Below are 22,012 nucleotides of genomic sequence, written 5' to 3' on the forward strand. Positions count from 1 at the left end.
CGATGAACCGCGCGACGCGGCCGGCTCTGCCGTCAGCCCTGGCCCGCCCGCCCTTCCGCCCTTCCGGCCCGTCCACCCTCCCGCCGGCCGGGACGTCCTCATCCCTCGCGGGTGGTTCCACCGTCCCCGCGCAGCGGAAGGACACCGGCGGCGACGAGGGTGTCGTACAGCCGCTGCTGTTCCGGATCGAGGCCGGAGTACAGCATGTCGTACGCCTCTTCCTCGCCCCGCACCATCTCGACGGGGTCCCAGTCGTCGCCGAGCGCCGCCATGACGTGCGCGCGGCGGGTCAGCTCGTGACCCGTGAGGTCGACGGAGAACTCGACCGGCTCGGTGGGACGGGAGGCATCTTTCTCGGACATATATCCGAATTTAGGTACGGCGACCGGGTGACGACAAGAGTCCGTGGGGTACGTCACAGCAGGTCGGAGCGCATGCCTCGCGCCTGGTCACGTGGGCGGTTCGGTCCCGGCCTGCTCGCTCACCAGGTACCGCGCGTACCAGCTCGGCCAGTCCGGGTCCTCGGCGCCGATGCGTGCCTCGTGTTCACCGTGCGCCGCCGCGGCCCGGCGCAGGGCGGCCGCCAGGTCGTCGGCCGAGGAGAACGTGGTGACCGCGGGGTCGAGCCGTCCCGGGAGCCGGGTGGTGACCTCCTGGAGGAGCCAGCCGTTGCCGTCCGGGTCGCTGAACGACAGGAAGGAGCCGTAACTGCCGTCGGGCCCGGCCACCCGGGCGTCGGAACCGGCGTGGTGGAAGATTCCGCCCGCGTCGTGGAACACGTCGCTGGGGTCGGCGCCGTGCTGGGCCAGTTCGTCGTGGGCGGTCTTGATGTCGTCGACGATCAGGTGCAGGCCCTGGGCCGAGCCGGGAGCCTGGCCGGTGACCGACGAGCCGAAGATGACCGAGGCCGGGGAGCCGGGCGGGGTCACCTGCACCACCCGGAAGTCCCCGTCGCCGGCGATGTCCGCGTCGAGCCGCCAGCCCAGCGTGGTGTAGAAGTCCTTGGCCCGGTCGACGTCGGCGACCGGCACCACGACGACCTCCAGTTTCATGTCCATGGCTTGCGCCTCCCGTCTCGTGGAAAAAGAGGACTACGGGCCGCGGTCAGTGTGCGAGCAGCTGCTGGCCGCCGTCGATGTCGTAAGTGGCGCCGGTGAGGGCGCCGTTGACCATGATGTGCAGGGCGAGTGCGGCGACGTCCGCCGGACCGACCACCCGGCCGATCGGCAGCGTCTTGCGCAACTCCTCGCGCCTCGCCTCCAGTTGGTCGCCGAGGAGGGTGGCGGACAGCGGCGTGTCCACGAACCCGGCCGCGATGAGGTTGACCCGGACCGGGGCGACCTCCAGTGCCAGGTTGGCGGTGAGCGCCGGCAGCGCCGCGGTGACCGCGCCCGCCACGGCCATCCCGGGCGCGGGCCGCCGGCCGCCCGTCCCACCGATGAACAACAGCGTTCCCCCGGCCCTGACCTTCTCCCGGCCGGCCCGTGCCACCGCCAGCACCATCGCGACACGCCCGCCGAAGTCCCGGGCGGCGTCGGTCGGATCGAGTTCGCTGAGCGGGGTGTACGACGGGCTGCCCGCCGTCACCAGCACGTGGTCGACCCGCCCGGGCAGCTCCCCGAGGAAGCGCTCCAGGTGCGCGGTGTCCTGGGCGTCGAGCACGGCCGTGCCCAGCGGGCGCAGCTCGTCCGCGGCCCGCCGCAGACGCTCGGCGTTCCGCGCCACGAGCACCACGTCACCGCCGGCGGCCCGCACCTGCCGCGCCGTCTCCAGGCCGATGCCGGCGCTGCCGCCCACCACGACGACCGTCTGTCCGGCCAGTTCGCCGTGCGCTCCGCTCAGCTCAGCAGGCATGACCGCCTCCACGTCCGCCGGCACCGCCCACCTCGTGGGCCCGGCCGGCCGTCACCGGGAGCCCCCGCCGGCCCCGCCGACCCCGCGGCCGATGAACTCGGCGGCCGACGAACTCGCCGGCGGTGAGCACGGCATGGGCGTACAGGGGAGCGTCGAGGTCGAACGTCGCTGTCTTCTCCTCCCGTCCGAAGGAGCCGATGGCGTCGCGGACGAGGGGTGGTAGCCCACGACCGGCCAGGCGAGCGGGCCGAACTCGCCGCCGCGGCCACCCGTCTCCGAAACCTCAGTCTGTCACCCGCCCGGCCCAACGGCATCCGGGCCCGCCCGGGCTGCCAGGGCACACCCGATACCGGAAGGGATCCGGTCGCCACGCCGGAAATGTCGGGGTAGACCGTAAGGGGGAAGGTACGGAGGAAGGCGCGGAGAAGCGTGAGGAGGAACGCGGGGAGGACCGGCGGGGAGGACCGTGAGGAGGTACGCCCGGAAGCGGCTCGGGGCGGGCCGTCGCCGGGCGGCGCTGGAGGTGACTGACATGGCGGACCCTGTCGCCGGCCCCGGCGCGGGCAGCGACGCGGGCAGCGGCACGCGAGATGCCGACGGCGTCATACTGGACGCCCTGTTCACCCAGTCCCCGGTCGGCCTGACCGTCCTGGACGGCGACCTTCGGGTGCTGCGGGTCAACACCGCCACGCCCGCCATGCACGGCACACCCGCCGACGAGGTCGTCGGACGCCGTTTCCCCGCATCGCACCACGTGGTCGAGGAGGAAGTGGCCGAGGCCCTGGTACGCGACGTGCTGGACACCGGTGTGCCGGTGCGCGGCCGGGTGCTGCGGGCGCGGCCTCCCGCCCACCAGGGCCAGGAACGCCAGTACGAGATCTCGGCGTTCCGCCTGAACGACCCGCGCGGCGCGGTGGTCGGGGTGGCCCTCACCGCCGTGGACGTCACCGACCGGGAGCGGGCCCGCAGGCGCCTGGGCATCCTGGACACGGTGCGGGAGCGGGTGGGCAGCACCCTGGACGTGGTGGTGACCTGCCAGGAGCTGACCGAGGTGCTCGTGCCGGCCTTCGCCGACGTCGCGGTCGTGGAGGTGGTGGACTCCGTCATCCGGGGCGACGCCCCGCCGGCCTCGCCGCTGCCGCCCGGTGTGGCCCTGCGGCGGGCGGCCTTCCGCAGTGTGGCCGGCGCGCATCCGCCCGAGGCCCACCCGGTGGGAGACATACGGAGCCTGCCCTCCCCGACCCCCTTCAGCCAGGCCCTGGCCGACCTCCTGCCCCGAGCTGTCACCCTCCGCCCCGGCCTGCCGTGGCTGGCGGCCGACCCGGCCCGCGCCCGGGCCATCCGCGAGTCGGGCGCCCATGCCCTGCTCGCCGTCCCGCTGGCCCTGCGCGGCGGCGTGCTCGGGCTGGTGAGCCTGTATCGCAGCGGGACGCCCGACCGGTACGACGACGCCGATGTCGCCCTCGGCCGGGACGTGGCCCGCCACACCGCCCTGTGCGTCGACAACGCCCGCCGCTACACGAGAGCCCACACGGTGGCCGCGACGGTCCTGCAGCGGATGCTCCCGCTGCACCCCTCCTCGCACACCGGGCTGGAGGCCGCGGGCATCGCCCACCGAGGAGACAGCGGGGCCTGGTACGACACCATCGCGCTGTCGGGCGCCCGGACCGCGCTGGTCGCGGGGGCGGTGTCCGGCCGCGGCATCCGCGCGATGGCGGCGATGGGGCAGTTGCGGACCGTCGTCCGTTCCCTGGCGGCCATGGACCTGGACCCGGAGGATCTCCTGGCCCGTCTCAATGACACCGCGATGTTCCTCGCGGCCGAGCGGGCATCGCTGTCGCCGGTCGACCCGTGCCGTCGCGGGCCGGGGACGGCCAGTTGCCTGTACGCCGTGTACGACCCGATCTCGCTGACGTGCACCGTGGCGACGGCCGGACATCCGGCACCGGTCGTCGTCCGTCCGGACCGCACGATCACCTGCCCCGAGCCGAGCGGCCCCTGGCTGGGCAGCACCGACAAGTCGCCGTTCGCCGCCGCCCGCGTCCAGCTCCCGCACGGCAGTGTGATCGCCTTCCCCGGCACGCCCGGCCTGGGCACGCTCCTGTCCGGCGCCGGGAGCGCGCTGCGCACGGCCCCGGACTACGCGGACCGCCCGCTGCAGAACCTGTGCGACGACATCCAGTACAGCCTGGCGGCCGGCACCGACGTGGAGGGCTCCGTACCCGTGCTGCTGCTGGCCCGCACCCGCCCCTTCCCCGCGGACCGCGTCGCCGGCTGGCACCTGGACCACGAACCGACCGCCGCCGCCACGGCCCGCAGATGCGTCAGCGGTCAGCTCGCCGCCTGGAAGGTGGCCGACGAACCCGCGTTCAACGCCGAACTCATCGTCAGCGAACTCGTCACCAACGCCCTCCGCTACGGCAGCCCCCCACTGGAGTTGCGCCTCATCCTCGACCACTCGCTGACCTGCGAGGTCACGGACTGCGCCACCACCGCACCGCGGCTACGGCACGCCCGCGCCACCGACGAGGGCGGCCGGGGCCTGTTCATCGTCGCCCAACTGGCCGAGGCATGGGGAGCCCGCTACTCGACCGACGGCAAAACCATCTGGACCGAACAGACGATCACCCCGAGGCCTCCTGAACCGGTGCCGCCCACCCAGCCCGCGCCGAACCCCGGTGAAGACGTCGGACGGGCCCGGGGACATTATTGAACGCACTGTTGCAGACCTGTTGAAGTCAACCCACTGTCCATCGACGGATAAACGGGTACATGCTGGAAATATGAACAACCCGTCGGGTCAACGACGACGCCCCCGGAACCAAAGTCCTGTTCGGGTACATCAGCACCAGCAGCCCCGCCAGGTTCGACGACGGCTTTTATGGACAAGCATAACTTCGACTGCTCTGGTCACAGTGGTCACCGTGTTTGCCACGGGATTCTCCACGGCTATAGCGAGTAAAGTCGGATCCCTTTTCTCACCCTCCGAGGCGCCACGCGTCACGAGGACCGACGTGCGATACGTCAGACTCTTCGACGAGGAAGGTCACCCCGCGGCTGGATTCACGGAAGACCCCCGCACAAGGACGCACGGAAAATGCTGGGAATCCAGCATCGTGAGCGAGGACCCGGGGGCCTACCGGTGCATTGACGAAAGCAGCGGCAACTACCTCTACGATCCGTGCTGGGAGGTACGGCCCGCGAGGAATATCGTCGGCTGCATTGAAGACCCGTGGAGCAGGAAGATCATTCTGGTTCGTTTGTCGTCAGATCCAAGCTACGGCCACATGCCCTCGGCGGTCGACCCCTGGGGTCTTGAAGTACAGGATCCAAGCGACCCGTGGAAGTTTCTTCGATGCACGTTCCGAGGAGGCGCCAATACACCCATAGGCGGACAGGCCACTCCCTGGGAATGCAAGGACAAGGAAGGACACCACGCTGGATGGATCATCGGGAAGGTTGACGAGAAGGAATCTGGCCCTTGGTGGGTCTACTTGGCCACTGACGGGTCCGACGCGATTGTCCGAGCACCGGTTCGCACGGCATGGAAATAGCTGCACGCGGCCCTGCTGCGAGTACGCCGGGGCATCCTCCACGCACTCGCCACTCACCTGTCTCGTGCTCTGAACGATCCATGAGCGGCGGCTCGTCGCAGGTGATCACGACCGGCGCGTCTGCCTCCGCCCGCACGCGGTCCGACGCCGTGGCGATCTCCCGGCGGGGCCCGCGGGAGGGCGACTTGGAACAGGCGCTCGTCACGGGCGAGCGCACCCTCGAAGGCGAGCGCCAGCCCGTCCCACCGCTCATCATGACGAGCCGCGAGCCTCGAGCCGGCAGCCGGCAGCCGGCAGCCGGCAGCCGAGATGATCGCCGCCCTGCTCGCACTCACCCGGGGTGAGGCTGGCGGCGGTGGCGGAGGCTGCGCCTGTGAGGCCGAGTCCGGCGAGGGCTGCCGTGGCGATGACGGCGGCGAGGATTCGTCGAATGCGCATGTGGTTCCCCTTTCACGGATTGCCTCAATTGGGGCATTGGTCAGCTTGACCTTCACCCATGTGGGTGGCGCGCCATGGTGCGCCATTCGGGTGACATCGCCGGCGGGTACGGGGTCGGCCCCGGCCTCGATCAGATCAGCGGCTTCGAACCGCCGAGGGGCGCGTTCCCGCGGATGCCTTTGCCGCCTGCGGCATGGCCAGGAACCCGGCCGAGCGGTGCCGGCGCGGCCAGGACAGCATCCGGCTGCGGCTGCCAGGGCTGATCCAGACACGACCGAGCCCCCTCCTCGATCAAGGAGGGGGCTCAGAAGTTCACAGAGCGGTTCTCGGGCAGCCGACGGGATCAGACCCACTCCACCTCGGAGAGGATCCCCGGCGAGCCCCCAGGCGGCGGCAGCGGCGTTCTGGGCCCATCCGCCACCTGGCTCTGCCGCCCCGGCAGCCCTCCGAGAGTGCCCAGCACTGCGGCCACCTCCTCCTCTGCGGCCTCCGCCACAGCCTCAGCGATCCGCCGCGGTGCCTCACTCACCTCAGTGCCCGTGTCCGCTGGTCGCAGCGTCCTTCTTGACCGTAAGAGGCAGCAGCTTCTTACCGGTCGGCCCGATTTGAATAGCCGTATCCATCTGCGGGCACACCCCGCAGTCGAAGCAGGGGGTCCAGCGGCAGTCCTCGACCTCTGTCTCGTCGAGGGCGTCCTGCCAGTCCTCCCAGAGCCAGTCCTTGTCCAGGCCCGAGTCGAGGTGGTCCCAGGGAAGGACCTCCTCGTAGGTGCGCTCGCGGGTGGTGTACCAGTCGACGTCCACGCCGAAGGGGGCGAGGGCCTTGTCGGCGCAGGCCATCCAGCGGTCGTAGGAGAAGTGCTCGCGCCAGCCGTCGAAGCGGCCGCCGTCCTCGTAGACGGCGCGGATGACGGCGCCGATGCGGCGGTCGCCGCGGGAGAGGAGGCCCTCGACGATGCCGGGCTTGCCGTCGTGGTAGCGGAAGCCGATCGAGCGGCCGTACTTCTTGTCGCCGCGGATCTTGTCCCTCAGCTTCTCCAGGCGGGCGTCCGTCTCCTCGGCGGAGAGCTGCGGGGCCCACTGGAAGGGGGTGTGGGGCTTGGGGACGAAGCCTCCGATCGAGACCGTGCAGCGGATGTCGTTGGAGCGGGAGACCTCGCGGCCCTTGGCGATGACCTTCGTCGCCATGTCGGCGATCTGGAGGACGTCGTCGTCGGTCTCGGTGGGCAGGCCGCACATGAAGTACAGCTTCACCTGGCGCCAGCCGTTGCCGTAGGCCGTGGAGACGGTGCGGATGAGGTCGTCCTCCGAGACCATCTTGTTGATGACCTTGCGGATGCGTTCCGAGCCGCCTTCGGGGGCGAAGGTCAGGCCGGAGCGGCGGCCGTTGCGGGTCAGTTCGTTCGCGAGGTCGATGTTGAAGGCGTCGACGCGGGTGGAGGGGAGGGAGAGGCCGATCTTGTCCTCTTCGTAGCGGTCGGCGAGGCCCTTGGCGATGTCGCCGATCTCCGAGTGGTCAGCGGAGGACAGGGAGAGCAGGCCGACCTCCTCGAAGCCGGTGGCCTTCAGGCCCTTGTCGACCATCTCGCCGATGCCCGTGATCGAGCGTTCGCGCACCGGGCGGGTGATCATGCCGGCCTGGCAGAAGCGGCAGCCGCGCGTGCAGCCGCGGAAGATCTCGACGGACATGCGCTCGTGGACGGTCTCGGCGAGCGGGACGAGGGGCTGCTTGGGGTACGGCCACTCGTCCAGGTCCATGACGGTGTGCTTGGAGACGCGCCACGGGACGCCCGACCTGTTGGGGACCACGCGGGCGATGCGGCCGTCGGGGAGGTACTCGACGTCGTAGAACGCCGGGATGTAGACGGAGCCGGTCTTCGCGAGGCGGAGGAGGACCTCCTCGCGGCCGCCGGGGCGGCCCTCCGCCTTCCACTCGCGGATGATCTTCGTCATGTCGAGGACGGCCTGCTCGCCGTCGCCGATGATCGCCGCGTCGATGAAGTCCGCGATCGGTTCCGGGTTGAAGGCGGCGTGGCCGCCGGCCAGCACGATGGGGTCGTCGATCGAGCGCTCGCGCGACTGGAGGGGGATGCCGGCCAGGTCCAGGGCCGTGAGCATGTTCGTGTAGCCCAGCTCCGTGGAGAAGGACAGCCCGAACACGTCGAACGCCCGCACGGGGCGGTGGCTGTCCACGGTGAACTGGGGGACGCGGTGCTCGCGCATCAGCGCCTCCAGGTCGGGCCACACGCTGTACGTGCGCTCGGCGAGGACGCCCTCCTGCTCGTTGAGCACCTCGTAGAGGATCATGACGCCCTGGTTGGGCAGGCCGACCTCGTAGGCGTCCGGGTACATGAGCGCCCAGCGGACGTCGCAGGCCTCCCACGGCTTGACCGTGGAGTTGAGCTCTCCGCCGACGTACTGGATCGGCTTCTGCACGTGCGGGAGCAGAGCTTCGAGCTGCGGGAACACAGACTCAGCGACCTGGGAGGCGGCTTCGGCAGGCATCTCGCGGACCTTTGTGAGGTGGCTGGGGGCAACCCCCGGCCGGTGGCTGGGGGAGGGTGACCATCAAGCCTAACCCGGTCGGCGGCCTCCCCCGTACGCCCGGATCACACCGGCGCCTTCGCCGTGATGCTCTTCCAGGCGTGCGGTGTCTCGGCCTCGACCGCCGCCGCCCGCCGCTCCTCACGGCCGTACAGCAGCCCGTACGTGAACGCGCTCTCCCCCGCCGCGTGTGCCACCGCGGACAGCTCACGCAGGGTCTCGCGGGCCATCACGCTGTCCTGGTGGTCGCCGAGCATGCTCTGGAGGGACTTCATGAATTTGGTCATGGTCTTGGCCGGCTTGCCGAGGGCGGGGCGGGCCGCCTCGGCCGCGTAGCGGGTGCGCTTGGCCTTCTTGCGGGTCTCGTGCAGGCCGAGGTCGCGGTCGTGGCCGGGGGGCTCGGCCATGGCCGCCTCGATCAGGTCGGTGACCTTGCCGAAGTCCTTGCGTACGGCTTTGGTGAGCACCTTCTCGGGGTTCTTGGCGGCCGCCTTGAGCAGGGGCGGGTCGGCGATCAGGGCGTCCAGGGTGTCGAGGAGGTCGAGGTAGCGCCGCGAGTTCAGGACGCCGAGCAGCCGGTGCCGGGAGCCGCGCTCACCGGCGTCGGCCCAGGCCTGGAGCCGGTCGTGCACGGGGCCGGAGACCAGGGCGGGGGGAACGTCGGCGAGGGAGCCGGTGAGGCGTTCGGCGAGGACCTCCAGGTCGCGGCCGAGGCCCAGTTCGCCGGCCAGCCATTTCAGTTCGGCGGCGACCGGGTCGGTGATCTTCCGGTCGAGCACCTTGCCGAAGGAGCGGAACGTGCTGCGCAGACGGCGGGTGGCCACCCGCATGTCGTGCACGCCCTCCTCGGTGTCCAGGCGGACGGCCGGGTCGAGGGCGACGATGGCGTCCCGCTGGGCGCGGACGTAGGCGAGGACGTGGTCTCCCGCGGTGGCGGGCTTGCCGGGGGCCGGGGCGGGGTGCGGCTTGCCGCCCTTGGTCTCGGCGAGGGCGCGGGCCAGCTTCGACGGGGAGTCGGAAGGCCGTACGCCCGCCTTGCCCAACCGTTTCTCCACCTTGTCGAGGAAGGCCGGGTCGCCGCCGTCGGCCAGTTCGACCTCGATCTCGGTCCACTGGGCGGTTCCCTCGCCGCCGAAGAGCCGTTCGGCGCGAACGCGGTCCACGCTGACCTCGGCGAGCAGCCGGCCCCGGGCGTCCACGAGGTTCCGCACGTCGCGTGTGGTGCGCAGCCGGATCACCGGGACGAGCTGTCCTTCACGGACCCGGGAGCGGGCGAGGGCGGCGAGTTCGTCGGGCACGGTGTCGGCGAGCGGGGCGTGGATCTCGTCGCGGACGCCGGGGGCGACGGGCAGTTTCAGGTGCCAGCCGGCGTCGCTGCCGCCCTTGCGGCGGCGCAGGGTGATTCCGGCCGCGGCCAGCCGCAGGTCCGAGGTGTCGTGGTAGGTCGCGTCGAGTTCCGTGGTGCCCTTGTCCAGGACGCTCGCCACGCCCGCGACGCCGGTCAGATCGGGCAGGCCACTGTCGTCGGACTCGTACTTGCGCTCGATTTCACGCTTCGTGTCGGCCATGAGCTGAATGTAGTGGTTCGGCCGCCGCGGGGGCAGACGGCGAGGTGGATGAATCGGAGGGAAACGGAGAATGCGGCTGGGGTGAAGACGCCGTGACCGGTGCCTTCACCCCCGGCGGGTTCCCCGGCCCGCTCCGGCTATGCCGACATCGGCCGCTGCACCCTGATCGACTGCAGCAGCCCCACCGCCACCCACACCGCGAACATCGACGAGCCGCCGTACGACACGAACGGCAGCGGAAGGCCGGTGACCGGCATGATGCCGAGGGTCATGCCGATGTTCTCGAACGCCTGGAACGCGAACCACGCCACGATCCCCGCCGCGACGATCGTGCCGTACAGCTCGGTCGTCTCGCGGGCGATACGGCAGGCGCGCCACAGGACGACGCCGAGGAGCACGATGATCAGGCCCGCGCCGACGAAGCCCAGCTCCTCCCCCGCGACCGTGAAGACGAAGTCGGTCTGCTGCTCGGGGACGAACTGGCCGGTGGTCTGCGAGCCGTGGAAGAGGCCCGCGCCGGTCAGGCCGCCGGAGCCGATCGCGATGCGGGCCTGGTTGGTGTTGTAGCCGACGCCGGACGGGTCGAGGCTCGGGTTGGCGAAGGCGGCGAAGCGGGCGATCTGGTACTCGTCCAGGATGTGCAGCTGCCAGATGGCGACGCAGCCGATCACGCCGGCGGCGAGCAGGCCGAAGACCCAGCGGTTGGAGGCGCCGGAGGCGAGCAGCACGCCGAGGATGATGGTCACCATGACCAGGACCGTGCCGAGGTCGGGCATGAGCAGCACGATCAGGATCGGGACCCCGGCCAGGCCCAGGGACTGCAGGACGGTGCGGTGGTCGGGGTACTTCTTGTCACCGGCGTCGACCCGCGCCGCCAGTATCATCGCCATGCCCAGAATGATCGTGACCTTCACGAACTCGGCGGGCTGCAGCGAGAAGCCCCCGCCGAGGACGATCCAGTTGCGGCTGCCGTTGATGGTGGCGCCCAGCGGGGTGAGCACCGCGAGGATGCCCAGCAGGGAGAGGCCGTAGAGGATCGGCACGGCGTTGCGGAGCTGGCGGTGGCCGACCCAGATGGTGCCGATCATCAGGGCGAGCCCGATGCCGGTGTTCATCAGGTGCCGGACCAGGAAGTAGTACTGGTCGCCCTGGTTGATCTCGGTGCGGTTGCGGGTCGCCGAGTACACCAGCACGGAGCCGAGCAGGGACAGGGCGACCGACGCCAGCAGCATCGGCCAGTCCAGGCGGCGGGTCAGCGAGTCGCGGGCGAAGACCCTGGTCCAGCCGGGGCGTGCCGGGCCGTACCCGGAGACGGAGAAGCTGTTCACGCCGGTCATGTGAGGATCCTCCGGCTTCCCCTCCTGCGCGGCCGCCTGCGGGTGGTGCGGTTGCCCGTGGACGGTGAGGCCGTGGTGGCGGCCGGGGTCTGCCCGTTGTCGGTGTTCTTGTCGCCCTGCTGGGAGAAGACCTGGAAGTCCTTCGCCGGGTCCTTGGAGACCTTCGGAGAGTCGATCGTGCCGTCCGTGCGGACCTTCGGCAGGCCCTTCTGCGGGGTGTAGAGCAGCGCCTTCGACTTGTCGACGGAGCCGTCGGCCGACACGCCGTACAGCGCGCTGTAGATGTTGCGGACCGCCTCACCGGAGGCACCCGAACCGGTACCGGCCTGGGCGATGGTCATGATGACCGTGTAGTCCTTGCTGTAGGTGGCCAGCCACGACGTGGTCTGCTTGCCGTAGACCTCGGCGGTACCGGTCTTGCCGTGCAGGGCGATCTTGTCCTGCGGCCAGCCGCCGAACTTCCAGGCCGCCGTACCGCGCGTGATGACGCCCGCGAAGGCCTCGTCCATGCCCTTGAGGGTGGCCTGGGTGACCGGCAGCTTGCGTACCACCTTGGGCTTGATCTCCTGGACGGTCTTGCCGTCGGCGCTGATGATCGCCTTGCCGATGGTCGGCTGGTACTCGGTGCCGCCGTTGGCCACGGCGCCGTAGATCATCGCCTCCTGTATCGGCGTGACGAGGGTGTCGCCCTGGCCGATGGAGTAGTTGATCTCGTCGCCCTCGCGCATCTTGTTGCCTTCGAGGCAGTTCTCGTACTCGATCTTCTCGACGTAGGTGCCGTCCTTCTTCCCGGACTTGCACCAGGCGTCCTTGTTGGCCTTCCAGTAGTCGATCTTCCACTGGCGGTCCGGGACCCGGCCGGTGACCTCGTTGGGCAGGTCGATGCCGGTCTCCTTGCCGAGGCCGAACTGGTGGGCGGTCTTGAAGAAGTAGTCCTTCGGCTCGCCCGGCTTCGGGTTGATCCCGCCGTCCTTCTTCCACTCGCGGTCGGCGAGACCGTAGAAGACGGTGTCGCAGGAGACCTCCAGGGCGCGGCCCAGGGAGATGTCGCCGAAGTTCTCGCCCTCGAAGTTCTTGAAGACCTGGCCGCCCACCGAGTAGGAGCTGGTGCAGGGGTAGCCGCCGTCCCAGGCGTAGCCGGCGTTGACCGCGGCGGCGGTGGAGACCACCTTGAACGTCGAACCGGGGGCCGCCTGACCCTGTATGGCCCGGTTCAGCAGCGGGTAGTCGGAGTCCTTGCCGGTGAGGGCCTTGTAGTCCTTGGCGGAGATGCCGCCGACCCACACGTTCGGGTCGTAGGTCGGGGCGGAGGCCATGGCGACGATCCGGCCGGTCTTGGCCTCCATCACGATGACGGCGCCGGAGTCGGCCTTGTAGTTCTCGTGGGTGATGCTGTCGTACTGCTGGCGGGCGGCCTTCATCGCCTTGTCCAGCTCGTACTCGGCGACCCGCTGGACCCGGGAGTCGATGCTGGTGACGAGGTTGGAACCGGACTCGGCGGCATCGGACTTGGCCTTGCCGATGACGCGGCCGAGGTTGTCGACCTCGTAGCGGGTGACGCCGGCCTTGCCGCGCAGCTCCTTGTCGTACTCCCGCTCCAGGCCGGAGCGGCCGACCATGTCGGACCGCAGGTAGGGCGAGGAGGTGTCCTTGGCCTGCTCGATCTCGTCGTCGGTGACCGGGGAGAGGTAGCCGAGGACCTGGGCGGTGTTGGACTTGCCGGGGCTCGCGTAGCGGCGCACGGCTTCGGGCTCGGCCGTGATGCCGGGGAAGTCCTCGGAGCGCTCGCGGATCTGCAGGGCCTGCTTGGCGGTGGCCTCGTCGGTGATCGGGATCGGCTGGTACGGCGAGCCGTTCCAGCAGGGCTGGGGGGTCTTGGCGTCGCAGAGGCGGACCTTCTGCATGACCTCCTCGGGCTTCATGCCGAGGACGGCCGCGAGCTTGGTCAGGACCGCCTTGCCGTCGTCCTTCTGCTTGAGCAGGTCGGTGCGGGAGGCGGAGACGACCAGCCGGGTCTCGTTGTCCGCGAGGGGGACTCCGCGGGCGTCCAGGATCGAGCCGCGCACGGCGGGGTCGACGACCTGCTGGACGTGGTTGCCGGAGGCCTCCTTCTGGTACGCGGCGCCCTCGCGGATCTGCAGGTACCACAGGCGGCCGCCGAGGGTGCCGAGCAGGGAGAGCACGAGGATCTGGATGACGACGAGACGGATCTGGACCCGTGGGGTCCGACCGGTCTCGGGAATGTTGGTCACTGGGCTGCCTCCCCCTCTCCCTGCACACAGGCGCCTGCGCGTACGAATGATGAACGATGGACCTGTGAGGCCGCGTTCCGGCCCGGTGTACCCGTTCGGGTGAACTCCCTGCTGCTCACAGGCGCTTGACCCCCTTGATGCGGCCGACGCGGACCGTGCGGGTGCGGGCCTTGGCCTTGAGGCCGCCGAGGCCGCCGCGCTGGCCGCCGATGCGCATTCCGGTGCCGGAGGAGATCCAGCCCGAGGAGATGTCACCCGCCTTGCCGCCGGAGTTGGCCTCGGCCAGCGGGTCGTTGTCGGCGCGGCGGGCCAGGGCCATGACGCCGGGGACCACGAACGGGGCGAGCAGCAGGTCGTAGAGGGCGGCCGTGATCAGCAGGCTGGTCATGCCGACGTGCCGGGCGGCGGTGTCGCCGACGAGGGCGCCGACACCCGCGTACAGCAGGGTGGAGCCGATGGCGGCGGCGACCACGACGAGCATCGGGCCGGTCGCGGACTTCAGGCGGCCGTTCTCCGGCTTGATGAGGCCGGCGAAGTAGCCGACGACGCACAGGACCAGGGCGTAGCGGCCGGCCGCGTGGTCGGCGGGCGGGGCGAGGTCGGCGAGGAGCCCGGCGCCGAAGCCGACGAGGGCGCCGCCCACATGGCCGTAGACCATGGCGAGGCCGAGAACGGTGAGCAGCATGAGGTCGGGGACGGCGCCCGGCAGGTGCAGGCGGGCGAGGACGCTCACCTGGATGACCAGGGCGACGACGACCAGGGCGGAGGAGAGCAGGAGCCGGTTGACACGCATGAAGGGATTCAGCTCCTACCGCTGCTGGTCGTTGGTGTCGGTCGCGTCCGTGCCCGAGTCGGTGCCGGAGTCCGACGCCGTGTTCGCGTCCGTGTTGCCGCTCGCGCTCGCGGACGGGGTGACCGTGACGGTCACCGTCGGGGTCGGGGTCGGCCTGGGCTTGGCCGGGAGCACCTCGTCACGCGGGTCCTTCTTCGGTGCCTCGACGACCACGCCGACGATGTCGAGTTTGGTGAAGGACACGAACGGCGTGACGTACAGGGTGCGGGTGAGGCCGCCGTTGGACGGGTCGACGCCGGTGACCGTGCCGACCGGGACACCGGGCACGAACGGCTTGTCGTCCTGCGAGCCGAAGGTGACGAGCCGGTCGCCCTTCTTCACCTCGGCCTTGCCGTTGAGGAGTTCGACGCGCAGCGGGCGGTCGCCCTGCCCGGAGGCGAAGCCGAGTTCGTCGCTGCCCTCCATGCGGGTGCCGACGGTGAAGTCGGGGTCGTTGGCGAGGAGCACGGTGGAGGCGTCCGGGCCGACGGTGGTCACGCGGCCGACCAGGCCGTCGCCGTTGAGGACGGTCATGTCCCGCTTGATGCCGTCGTTGTAGCCGACGTCGATGGTGATGGTCCAGGAGAAGCCCTGCGCCGACCCTATGGCGATGACCTGGGCGCCCTTGATGCCGTACTGGCCCTCGGCGGCGATGTTCAGCATCGTGTCGAGCTGCTTGAGACGGCTGCGGTTGCGGTCGTCGCTGCCGAGCTTCGCCTTGAGGGCGGCGTTCTCCTTCTCCAACCGGGCCAGCCGGTCGTGCCGTTCGCCGGAGTCACGGACGGCGGAGACGGCGTTTCCGACCGGGTCCACCACCGTCGACATGCCGTTCTCGATCGGGCCGAAGACCGCGGCCGCGGCCTGCCGGGCGCCGTCGACCGGGGAGTTCCTGCCACCTCGGATGTCCACCGTGATCAGCGCGAACGCGATGGCGATCAGCAGCACCAGGAGCAGCCGGCTCTCTTTCGTGTCCCTCACGTGCGGCGGCCGTGCCTTCCTCAATAGGAACTTGCGGGCTTGGTTGCGGAAGCTTGTGAAGCATGTGGGGGGTGCGGAGGCTTGTCGGTGGGTGGGGGGACTCGCTCGGTGCGAGCCTATGCCTCCATATCAACGATCCGCCGCACGAGAGGAGATCATCTCGTACGGCGGAATCGAAGAGTTGCGTCATCTGCGCGGCTGGGCGTCCAGGACCTGCTGGAGCGCCTCGAACTCCTCGACGCACTTGCCGGAACCGAGCGCCACGCTGTCCAGCGGGTCCTCGGCGATGTGGATGGGCATGCCGGTCTCGCGGCGCAGCCGCTCGTCCAGACCGCGCAGCAGTGCTCCGCCGCCGGTCAGAACGATTCCCCTGTCCATGATGTCGCCGGACAGCTCCGGCGGGCACTTGTCGAGGGTCGTCTTGACGGCGTCGACGATCGCGTTGACGGGTTCCTCGATCGCCTTGCGGACCTCGGCGGCGGAGATGACCACGGTCTTGGGCAGCCCGGACACCAGGTCCCGGCCGCGGATCTCGGTGTGTTCGTCGGAGTCGAGTTCGTACGCCGAACCGATCGTGATCTTGATCTGTTCGGCCGTCCGCTCACCCAGGAGGAGGCTGTACTCCTTCTTGATGTGCTGGATGATCGCGTTGTCCAGTTCGTCACCGGCGACGCGGATCGACTGGGCGGTGACGATGCCGCCGAGCGAGATGACCGCGACCTCCGTGGTGCCACCGCCGATGTCCACCACCATGTTGCCCGTGGCCTCGTGGACCGGCAGTCCGGAGCCGATGGCGGCCGCCATGGGTTCCTCGATGATGTGCACCTGGCGGGCACCGGCCTGCGAGGACGCCTCGATGACGGCGCGGCGCTCGACACCGGTGATACCGGAGGGCACACACACGACGACACGCGGACGGGCCAGATACCGCCGCTTGTGGATCTTCAGGATGAAGTAGCGGAGCATCCGCTCGGTGATCTCGAAGTCGGCGATCACGCCGTCCTTCAGCGGGCGCACGGCGACGATGTTGCCGGGCGTGCGCCCGATCATCTTCTTCGCCTCCGCGCCGACCGCCAGAATTCCACCGGTGTTCGTGTTGATCGCGACAACGGACGGCTCGTTGAGTACGATCCCGCGACCCCTGACGTACACCAGCGTGTTGGCGGTCCCGAGGTCGACAGCCATGTCACGGCCAATGAACGACATTGAGTTCCCCATCAGGATTCGTCTGGCCTTCCCGGGAGCTTTTGAGGGCATTTCAGGTCGGCGAAGTGGGTGCTGTGGCGTGAAGGCTTCCATCGTAGACGCGCCTGCACGAACACTGCGCGAGGGTCTTCGCCATTGTCAGCACGTACCGGGCCGCCTCGCTTGTGGAGACGGGCCAACGGGGCCACTCGTTCCCCCGATCGGCACGCATATGCCGAGGGACGGCCGAAATCATCCGGCCGCCCCAGGTCATACGGCCCAATGGGCTGACACCACGTCAAAAACATCCACCAAAACTCCGTACGGGCCTGTCGCGGACCCCGGAGGGCTACGCGCGGCCCGGGAAGAAGATCTTGACCTCGCGCTCGGCGGACTCCTCCGAGTCGGAGGCGTGGATCAGGTTCTCGCGGACGATGACGCCGAAGTCACCGCGGATGGAGCCGGGCGCGGCGGCGATCGGGTCGGTGGGGCCGGCCAGCGCGCGGATGCCCTCGATGACCCGCTCGCCCTCGACGATGAGAGCGACGACCGGACCGGAGGACATGAACTCGACCAGCGGCTCGTAGAACGGCTTGCCGACGTGCTCGCCGTAGTGCTGCTCCAGCGTGGCGCGCTCCAGGGTACGCAGCTCCAGCGCGGTGATCTGCCAGCCGGCCTTGCGCTCGATACGGCTGATGATCTCGCCGGTCAGGCCCCGACGGACGGCGTCGGGCTTGAGCAGGACGAGGGTGCGCTGGGTCACGGGAGAGCTCCTTCGGTACTGGCCGGGTGCGGTGAGGAGAGGCTACAGGGCTGGTCTGAGCGTCCGTTACACAGTGTGCAGGTCGGCGGTGCGGCCGCCTTCGGGGGCTGCCGCCCCCGGACCCCCGCTTCGGCCTGAACGGCCTCGTCCTCAAACGCCGGACGGGATGATTCGTGGCACCGGCCGGCCTTCGCCCCCACACGCCCGACGGGCTGATTCGTGGCACCGGCCGGCCTTCGCCCTCACACCCCCGACGGGCTGATTCGTGGCACCGGCCGGCCTTCGCCCTCACACCCCCGACGGGCTGTCCTGGGTGCTCTGTGCCGCGAAGCGGGCCTTCGCCTCGTCGATCTTCCTGCCGTAGTGCACCGACGCCCACCACAGCCCTCCGAACACCGCGCCCAGGAAGTACATCGTCGGCACGAAGATCCCGGACGCGATCAGGGCGATCTGCAGGGCCCACCCGAGGGCCACGCCGCCGGGGCGGCTGATCACCCCGCACAGGGCCACGCACAGGAGCATCGCGATGCCGCTGACCAGCCACACCGTGGAGGTGGACAGGCCGGGGTCCTTCATGGCGACCAGGGCGGCGAAGCCGATGACGAAGAACTCGCCGATCAGGGTGGAGGAACAGAGCGTGCGCATGGTCAGCCCCTCCCGAGGAGCAGTCGGGCCTCGCCCACGGTGATGACGGAGCCGGTGACCAGCACCCCGCCGCCGGCGAACTCGCCCTCCTCCTCGGCCAGCGTGATCGCGGCCTCCAGGGCGTCGGGCAGCCGCGGCTCGACCTGGACGCGGTCCTCGCCGAACACCTCGACGGCGATCGCGGCCAGCTCGTCCGCGTCCATGGCGCGGTGGCTGGAGTTCTGGGTGATCACGACCTCGGCGAAGATCGGCTCGAAGGCCTCCAGGACACCCCGGACGTTCTTGTCGCCGCTGGCCCCGACCACTCCGATCAGCCGGCTGAAGTCGAAGGCCTCGCCGACGGCCTCGGCGGTGGCCCGCGCTCCGGCCGGGTTGTGGGCGGCGTCGAGGACGACGGTGGGAGAGCGCCGTACGACTTCGAGGCGGCCCGGGGACGAGACGGCCGCGAAGGCCTTGCGGACCGTGTCGATGTCCAGGGGCTCGGGGCGCTGCGCGCCGACCCCGAAGAACGCCTCCACCGCGGCGAGCGCGACGGCCGCGTTGTGGGCCTGGTAGGGGCCGTGCAGGGGCAGGTAGAGCTCGTCGTACTCGCCGCCGAGGCCGCGCAGGGTCAGCAGCTGGCCGCCGACGGCCACCTGGCGGGCGACGACCCCGAATTCGAGGCCCTCGCGGGCGACGGTGGCGTCCACCTCGACGGCCTTCTTCAGCAGCACCTGCGCCGCGTCCACCGGCTGCTGGGCCAGGATCACGGTGGCGTCCTGCTTGATGATCCCGGCCTTCTCGGCGGCGATCTCCGCGGTGGTCCCGCCGAGCCGGTCGGTGTGGTCGAGGTCGATGGGGGTGACGACGGAGACGTCGCCGTCGATGACGTTCGTGGCGTCCCAGGAGCCGCCCATGCCGACCTCGACGACGGCGACGTCCACGGGGGCGTCCGCGAAGGCCGCGTACGCCATCCCGGTGAGCACCTCGAAGAAGGAGAGCCGGTACTCCTGCCGGGCGTCGACCAGCTCGATGTACGGCTTGATGTCCTGGTACGTCTCGATGAACCGCTCGGCGGAGACCGGGGCGCCGTCGAGGCTGATGCGCTCGGTGATCGACTGCACGTGCGGGCTGGTGTAGCGGCCGGTGCGCAGGTCGAAGGCGCCGAGGAGCGCCTCGATCATGCGGGCGGTGGACGTCTTGCCGTTCGTGCCCGTGATGTGGATCGAGGGGTACGACCGCTGCGGATCGCCCAGGACGTCCATCAGCGCGGCGATCCTGCTGACCGACGGCTCCAGCTTGGTCTCGCCCCAGCGGGTGGCGAGCTCCGCCTCGACCTCGCGCAGGGCCAGGTCGACCTCGGGGTCCTCGGGGCGGCCGGGGACGTCGGCCTGCTGCGGGCCGCCGTGGCTGCGCAGGGTCCGGCTGCCGGCCTCGATCACCGCCAGGTCGGGGTCACGGTCGGTCTCGGCCTCGACGATGTCGTCGAAGTGCTCGTCGAAGCTCTCATGCGGGTCGTGCGGAGGCAGATCACTCACGTCACCAGTCTACGGAGCCCGGTGAACGCGTGGACGCGTCGGTCACCGGCAGCGCCTGCTCGCACCAGATCGTCTTGCCCGCGGCGGTCTGCCGGGTCCCCCACCGCCGGGTGAGCCGGGCCACCAGCAGCAGCCCCCGGCCGCCCTCGTCGAAGACCCGGGCCCGCCGCAGATGCGGGGCGGTGCTGCTGCCGTCGGAGACCTCGCAGATCAGCATCCGGGTGTCGCGGATGAGCCGCAGCCGGATCGGGGAGCCGCCGTAGCGGATGGCGTTGGTGACGAGTTCGCTGACCACCAGCTCGGTGGTGAACGACAGCTCGTCCAGCTTCCACGCGCCGAGCCGGCCGGTGGTCAGGGTCCGGGCGTGCGCGACCTGCTCGGGGTCCGCGGGGATCTCCCAGGTGGCCACCTGGTCGTCGGGCAGGGCACGGGTGCGGGCGAGCAGCAGGGCGACGTCGTCCGCGGGTTCGCCGGTGCGCAGCGCGGCCACCACCCGGTCGCAGTCGGCCTCCAGGGACTCCCCCTCCCCGGACGCCGCCAGCGCGCGGCGCAGCCGGTCGAGACCGTGGCTCAGGTCGAGGTCGCGGGAGTGCACCAGGCCGTTGCTGAACAGGGCGAGGGTGGCGCCCTCGGGAAGGACGAGGTCGGTGGTCTCGAACGGCAGCCCGCCGAGCCCGAGCGGCGGTCCGGCCTGGCCGGGGGCCGGTTCCACCGTCCCCCGGGGAGAGATCACGAAGGGCAGCGGATGGCCCGCGCTGGCCAGCGAGCAGTGGCGCGAGACCGGGTCGTAGACGGCGTACAGGCAGGTCGAACCGACCTCACCGGCCTGTTCCCCGGCGCCGTCGTCGAGGTGCAGGACCAGGTCGTCCAGGTGGGTGAGGAGTTCGTCGGGTGGCAGGTCGACGTCCGCGAGGGTGCGGACCGCCGTGCGCAGCCGGCCCATGGTGGCGGAGGCCTGGATGCCGTGGCCGACGACGTCCCCGACGACCAGGGCCACCCGGGTGCCGGACAGCGGGATCGCGTCGAGCCAGTCGCCGCCGACGCCGGCGCGGGTGCCGGCGGGGAGGTAGCGGTAGGCGAAGTCGACGCTCGGGCAGTCGGGCAGGACGTGCGGCAGCAGGCTGCGCTGGAGCGCCAGCGCGGTCTCGCGCTCCCGGGTGTAGCGCCGGGCGTTGTCGATGGCGGTCGCGGACCTCGCGGCGAGTTCCCGGGCGTCGGACAGGTCGTCCTCCTCGAACGGCGGCGAGTCCCGGGTGCGCCAGAAGACGACGACGCCCATCAGGACGCCCTGGGCCGACAGCGGCGCGGTGATCAGCGAGCTCATCCCGTAGTCGAGGAGCCGGTCGGTGTGGAGCGCGTCGGGGAAGGCCGCGCCCCGGGCGGCCCGCAGATCGGCGATGAGAGCCGCGCCGGTGCGCGGGTTCCGGGCGACCCCGGGCGGCGGCTCCACGGCGATCAGAGCGCCGGCCGCGTCCAGCGGGGAGTCGTCGCGGAGGCCGCCCCGGGCGACGCGCCGCAGGACGGTCTCGCTGGCCGTCGGTTCCTCGCCGAGCAGCAGCACGGACTCCTCCAGGTCGACGGTGACGAAGTCGGCGAAGCGGGGCACGGCCACCCGCACCAGCTCGTCCGCGGTCCGCCCGATGTCCAGGGTGTTGCCGACGGCGGTACCGGCGTCGTAGAGCAGCCGCAGCCGCCGGTGGCTCTTCTCCAGCGAGCCGGCCATGGTGTTGAACGCCGCCTCCAGCTGCCCGATCTCCCGGCGCCCGGAGAGCGGTACCCGGGCGCCCAGGTCCCCGGCGGCGAGCCGGGTCGCGAACCGGGCCATCCTGCGCACCGGCCAGACGATCACCCGGGTGACATAGGCGCCGAAGCCGACGATCAGGAGGACGGCCACGCCGACGCCGGCGGACGCGGCGATCGTCAGCGTCCGCATCCGGGCCTCCAGCGCGTTCTCGCGCTGGTTGATCGCGAGGCGCTCGTCGCGGAGGTAGCGGGAGAGCTGGGCGCGGAGCGCGTCGAGCCGCTGCTTGCCCTCCAGCGTCCGTGCCGTGCTGGCGGCGTCGGGGTCGCCGCGCCGGGCCGCGGCCACGAGCGGGACCGAGTAGTCGTCGACGAAGGACTGCCCGGCCCGCTGGATCTGCCGGGCGAGCTGCCGCTGGGCGGGGGACGTGCTCACCTCCACGAGCCGCTGTGCCTGCGCGGGGAACGCGGCCCTCGCGGCCCGCCAGGGCGTGAGGAACTCGTCCTGCCGGGTGATGACGTAGCTGCGCTGGCCACCCTCCATGTCGAGGACGGTCCCCTGGACCACCCCGACCTGGTCCAGGGCCGGCCGGCCGCTGCGGGCGGAGAGCAGGGAGTGCCGGGCGTCCTGGATGGCCAGCACCAGCATGAGGAAGACGAGGCCCATCAGCACGGCGAGCAGGGCGCCCGCGACAGTCGTCAGGGGGACCAGCCCCCGGTGCGGAGGTGTCCTCGTTCGGCCCCTGCGCTGCATGTGGGCGTTCCCTCCGCCACAAAGCACCAAAACGGAACATTAAGGTCATGTT

The 22,012-nt window shown here is 70.7% G+C and carries 18 protein-coding genes; 3 read left to right on the top strand and 15 right to left on the bottom strand.

Features of this window, described 5'->3' with window-relative positions:
* Positions 1-98 precede the first annotated feature (98 nt).
* From OHB00_RS17885 to OHB00_RS17895, 3 genes are all read right to left on the bottom strand, one after another.
* Positions 99-362 (bottom strand): DUF6400 family protein, encoded by a 264-nt coding sequence (locus OHB00_RS17885; RefSeq protein ID WP_406435897.1) that lies wholly within the window; start codon positions 360-362, stop codon positions 99-101.
* Positions 363-449: 87 nt separating this feature from the next.
* Positions 450-1,058, bottom strand: a complete 609-nt coding sequence (locus OHB00_RS17890) for a VOC family protein (protein ID WP_406435898.1) — start codon at positions 1,056-1,058, stop codon at positions 450-452.
* Positions 1,059-1,104: 46 nt separating this feature from the next.
* Positions 1,105-1,854 (bottom strand): SDR family oxidoreductase, encoded by a 750-nt coding sequence (locus OHB00_RS17895; protein WP_406435899.1) that lies wholly within the window; start codon positions 1,852-1,854, stop codon positions 1,105-1,107.
* Between OHB00_RS17895 and OHB00_RS17900 the strand changes: the two genes are divergently transcribed.
* The 3 genes from OHB00_RS17900 (at position 1,853) to OHB00_RS17910 (ending at position 5,408) form a co-directional block, all read left to right on the top strand.
* Entirely contained in the window at positions 1,853-2,077 is a 225-nt protein-coding gene (locus OHB00_RS17900; protein ID WP_406435900.1) for a hypothetical protein, read from the top strand. The two genes, OHB00_RS17895 and OHB00_RS17900, sit on opposite strands and share 2 nt — an antisense overlap.
* A 309-nt stretch (positions 2,078-2,386) precedes the next feature.
* On the top strand, positions 2,387-4,567 hold the full coding sequence (locus OHB00_RS17905; RefSeq protein ID WP_406435901.1) for a SpoIIE family protein phosphatase: 2,181 nt from the start codon (positions 2,387-2,389) through the stop codon (positions 4,565-4,567).
* 211 nt (positions 4,568-4,778) lie between these two features.
* Positions 4,779-5,408 (top strand): hypothetical protein, encoded by a 630-nt coding sequence (locus OHB00_RS17910; protein WP_406435902.1) that lies wholly within the window; start codon positions 4,779-4,781, stop codon positions 5,406-5,408.
* 252 nt (positions 5,409-5,660) lie between these two features.
* On the opposite strand, the gene OHB00_RS17915 is transcribed toward OHB00_RS17910, so the two are convergent.
* The 12 genes from OHB00_RS17915 to OHB00_RS17970 form a co-directional block, all read right to left on the bottom strand.
* The gene (locus OHB00_RS17915; protein ID WP_406435903.1) at positions 5,661-5,846 is read right to left on the bottom strand and encodes a hypothetical protein; all 186 of its coding nucleotides are present in this window, start codon (positions 5,844-5,846) and stop codon (positions 5,661-5,663) included.
* Positions 5,847-6,376: 530 nt separating this feature from the next.
* Complete coding sequence (locus OHB00_RS17920) at positions 6,377-8,350, bottom strand: TIGR03960 family B12-binding radical SAM protein (protein WP_406435904.1); 1,974 nt, start codon at positions 8,348-8,350, stop codon at positions 6,377-6,379.
* 104 nt (positions 8,351-8,454) lie between these two features.
* Positions 8,455-9,957 carry a CHAD domain-containing protein gene (locus OHB00_RS17925; protein ID WP_406435905.1) on the bottom strand — a complete coding sequence of 501 codons (1,503 nt, stop codon included), beginning with the start codon at positions 9,955-9,957 and terminating at the stop codon, positions 8,455-8,457.
* Between the two features lie 137 nt (positions 9,958-10,094).
* Entirely contained in the window at positions 10,095-11,294 is a 1,200-nt protein-coding gene (rodA, locus tag OHB00_RS17930; RefSeq protein ID WP_406435906.1) for a rod shape-determining protein RodA, read from the bottom strand.
* On the bottom strand, positions 11,291-13,546 hold the full coding sequence (gene mrdA / locus OHB00_RS17935; RefSeq protein ID WP_406435907.1) for a penicillin-binding protein 2: 2,256 nt from the start codon (positions 13,544-13,546) through the stop codon (positions 11,291-11,293). Before mrdA ends, rodA begins: the two co-directional genes overlap by 4 nt.
* Before the next feature lie 115 nt (positions 13,547-13,661).
* Positions 13,662-14,339, bottom strand: coding sequence for a rod shape-determining protein MreD (gene mreD / locus OHB00_RS17940; RefSeq protein ID WP_406435908.1), 678 nt, complete (start codon positions 14,337-14,339; stop codon positions 13,662-13,664).
* Between the two features lie 15 nt (positions 14,340-14,354).
* Positions 14,355-15,356: a rod shape-determining protein MreC gene (gene mreC / locus OHB00_RS17945; protein WP_406435909.1), complete on the bottom strand. Its 1,002-nt coding sequence runs from the start codon at positions 15,354-15,356 to the stop codon at positions 14,355-14,357.
* A gap of 186 nt (positions 15,357-15,542) precedes the next feature.
* Positions 15,543-16,562 (bottom strand): rod shape-determining protein, encoded by a 1,020-nt coding sequence (locus OHB00_RS17950; RefSeq protein WP_046734341.1) that lies wholly within the window; start codon positions 16,560-16,562, stop codon positions 15,543-15,545.
* 328 nt (positions 16,563-16,890) lie between these two features.
* Positions 16,891-17,304 carry a nucleoside-diphosphate kinase gene (ndk, locus tag OHB00_RS17955; protein ID WP_406435910.1) on the bottom strand — a complete coding sequence of 138 codons (414 nt, stop codon included), beginning with the start codon at positions 17,302-17,304 and terminating at the stop codon, positions 16,891-16,893.
* 288 nt (positions 17,305-17,592) lie between these two features.
* Positions 17,593-17,949, bottom strand: a complete 357-nt coding sequence (locus OHB00_RS17960; protein ID WP_406435911.1) for a DUF4233 domain-containing protein — start codon at positions 17,947-17,949, stop codon at positions 17,593-17,595.
* 2 nt (positions 17,950-17,951) lie between these two features.
* Positions 17,952-19,466, bottom strand: a complete 1,515-nt coding sequence (locus tag OHB00_RS17965; protein WP_406435912.1) for a bifunctional folylpolyglutamate synthase/dihydrofolate synthase — start codon at positions 19,464-19,466, stop codon at positions 17,952-17,954.
* A gap of 1 nt (position 19,467) precedes the next feature.
* Positions 19,468-21,960, bottom strand: a complete 2,493-nt coding sequence (locus tag OHB00_RS17970) for a SpoIIE family protein phosphatase (protein WP_406435913.1) — start codon at positions 21,958-21,960, stop codon at positions 19,468-19,470.
* Positions 21,961-22,012 lie beyond the last annotated feature (52 nt).

It is taken from the genome of Streptomyces sp. NBC_00631, from assembly GCF_045206895.1.
Classification (GTDB): domain Bacteria; phylum Actinomycetota; class Actinomycetes; order Streptomycetales; family Streptomycetaceae; genus Streptomyces.

What these genes read in the sequence shown, in the direction of transcription:
- OHB00_RS17885 (WP_406435897.1), bottom strand. Translation starts at nt 362, where the DNA reads ATGTCCGAGAAAGATGCCTCCCGTCCCACCGAGCCGGTCGAGTTCTCC.
- OHB00_RS17890 (WP_406435898.1), bottom strand. Translation starts at nt 1,058, where the DNA reads ATGGACATGAAACTGGAGGTCGTCGTGGTGCCGGTCGCCGACGTCGAC.
- OHB00_RS17900 (WP_406435900.1), top strand. Translation starts at nt 1,853, where the DNA reads ATGACCGCCTCCACGTCCGCCGGCACCGCCCACCTCGTGGGCCCGGCC.
- OHB00_RS17895 (WP_406435899.1), bottom strand. Translation starts at nt 1,854, where the DNA reads ATGCCTGCTGAGCTGAGCGGAGCGCACGGCGAACTGGCCGGACAGACG.
- OHB00_RS17905 (WP_406435901.1), top strand. Translation starts at nt 2,387, where the DNA reads ATGGCGGACCCTGTCGCCGGCCCCGGCGCGGGCAGCGACGCGGGCAGC.
- OHB00_RS17915 (WP_406435903.1), bottom strand. Translation starts at nt 5,846, where the DNA reads ATGCGCATTCGACGAATCCTCGCCGCCGTCATCGCCACGGCAGCCCTC.
- OHB00_RS17920 (WP_406435904.1), bottom strand. Translation starts at nt 8,350, where the DNA reads ATGCCTGCCGAAGCCGCCTCCCAGGTCGCTGAGTCTGTGTTCCCGCAG.
- OHB00_RS17925 (WP_406435905.1), bottom strand. Translation starts at nt 9,957, where the DNA reads ATGGCCGACACGAAGCGTGAAATCGAGCGCAAGTACGAGTCCGACGAC.
- rodA (WP_406435906.1), bottom strand. Translation starts at nt 11,294, where the DNA reads ATGACCGGCGTGAACAGCTTCTCCGTCTCCGGGTACGGCCCGGCACGC.
- mreD (WP_406435908.1), bottom strand. Translation starts at nt 14,339, where the DNA reads ATGCGTGTCAACCGGCTCCTGCTCTCCTCCGCCCTGGTCGTCGTCGCC.
- OHB00_RS17950 (WP_046734341.1), bottom strand. Translation starts at nt 16,562, where the DNA reads ATGTCGTTCATTGGCCGTGACATGGCTGTCGACCTCGGGACCGCCAAC.
- OHB00_RS17960 (WP_406435911.1), bottom strand. Translation starts at nt 17,949, where the DNA reads ATGCGCACGCTCTGTTCCTCCACCCTGATCGGCGAGTTCTTCGTCATC.
- OHB00_RS17970 (WP_406435913.1), bottom strand. Translation starts at nt 21,960, where the DNA reads ATGCAGCGCAGGGGCCGAACGAGGACACCTCCGCACCGGGGGCTGGTC.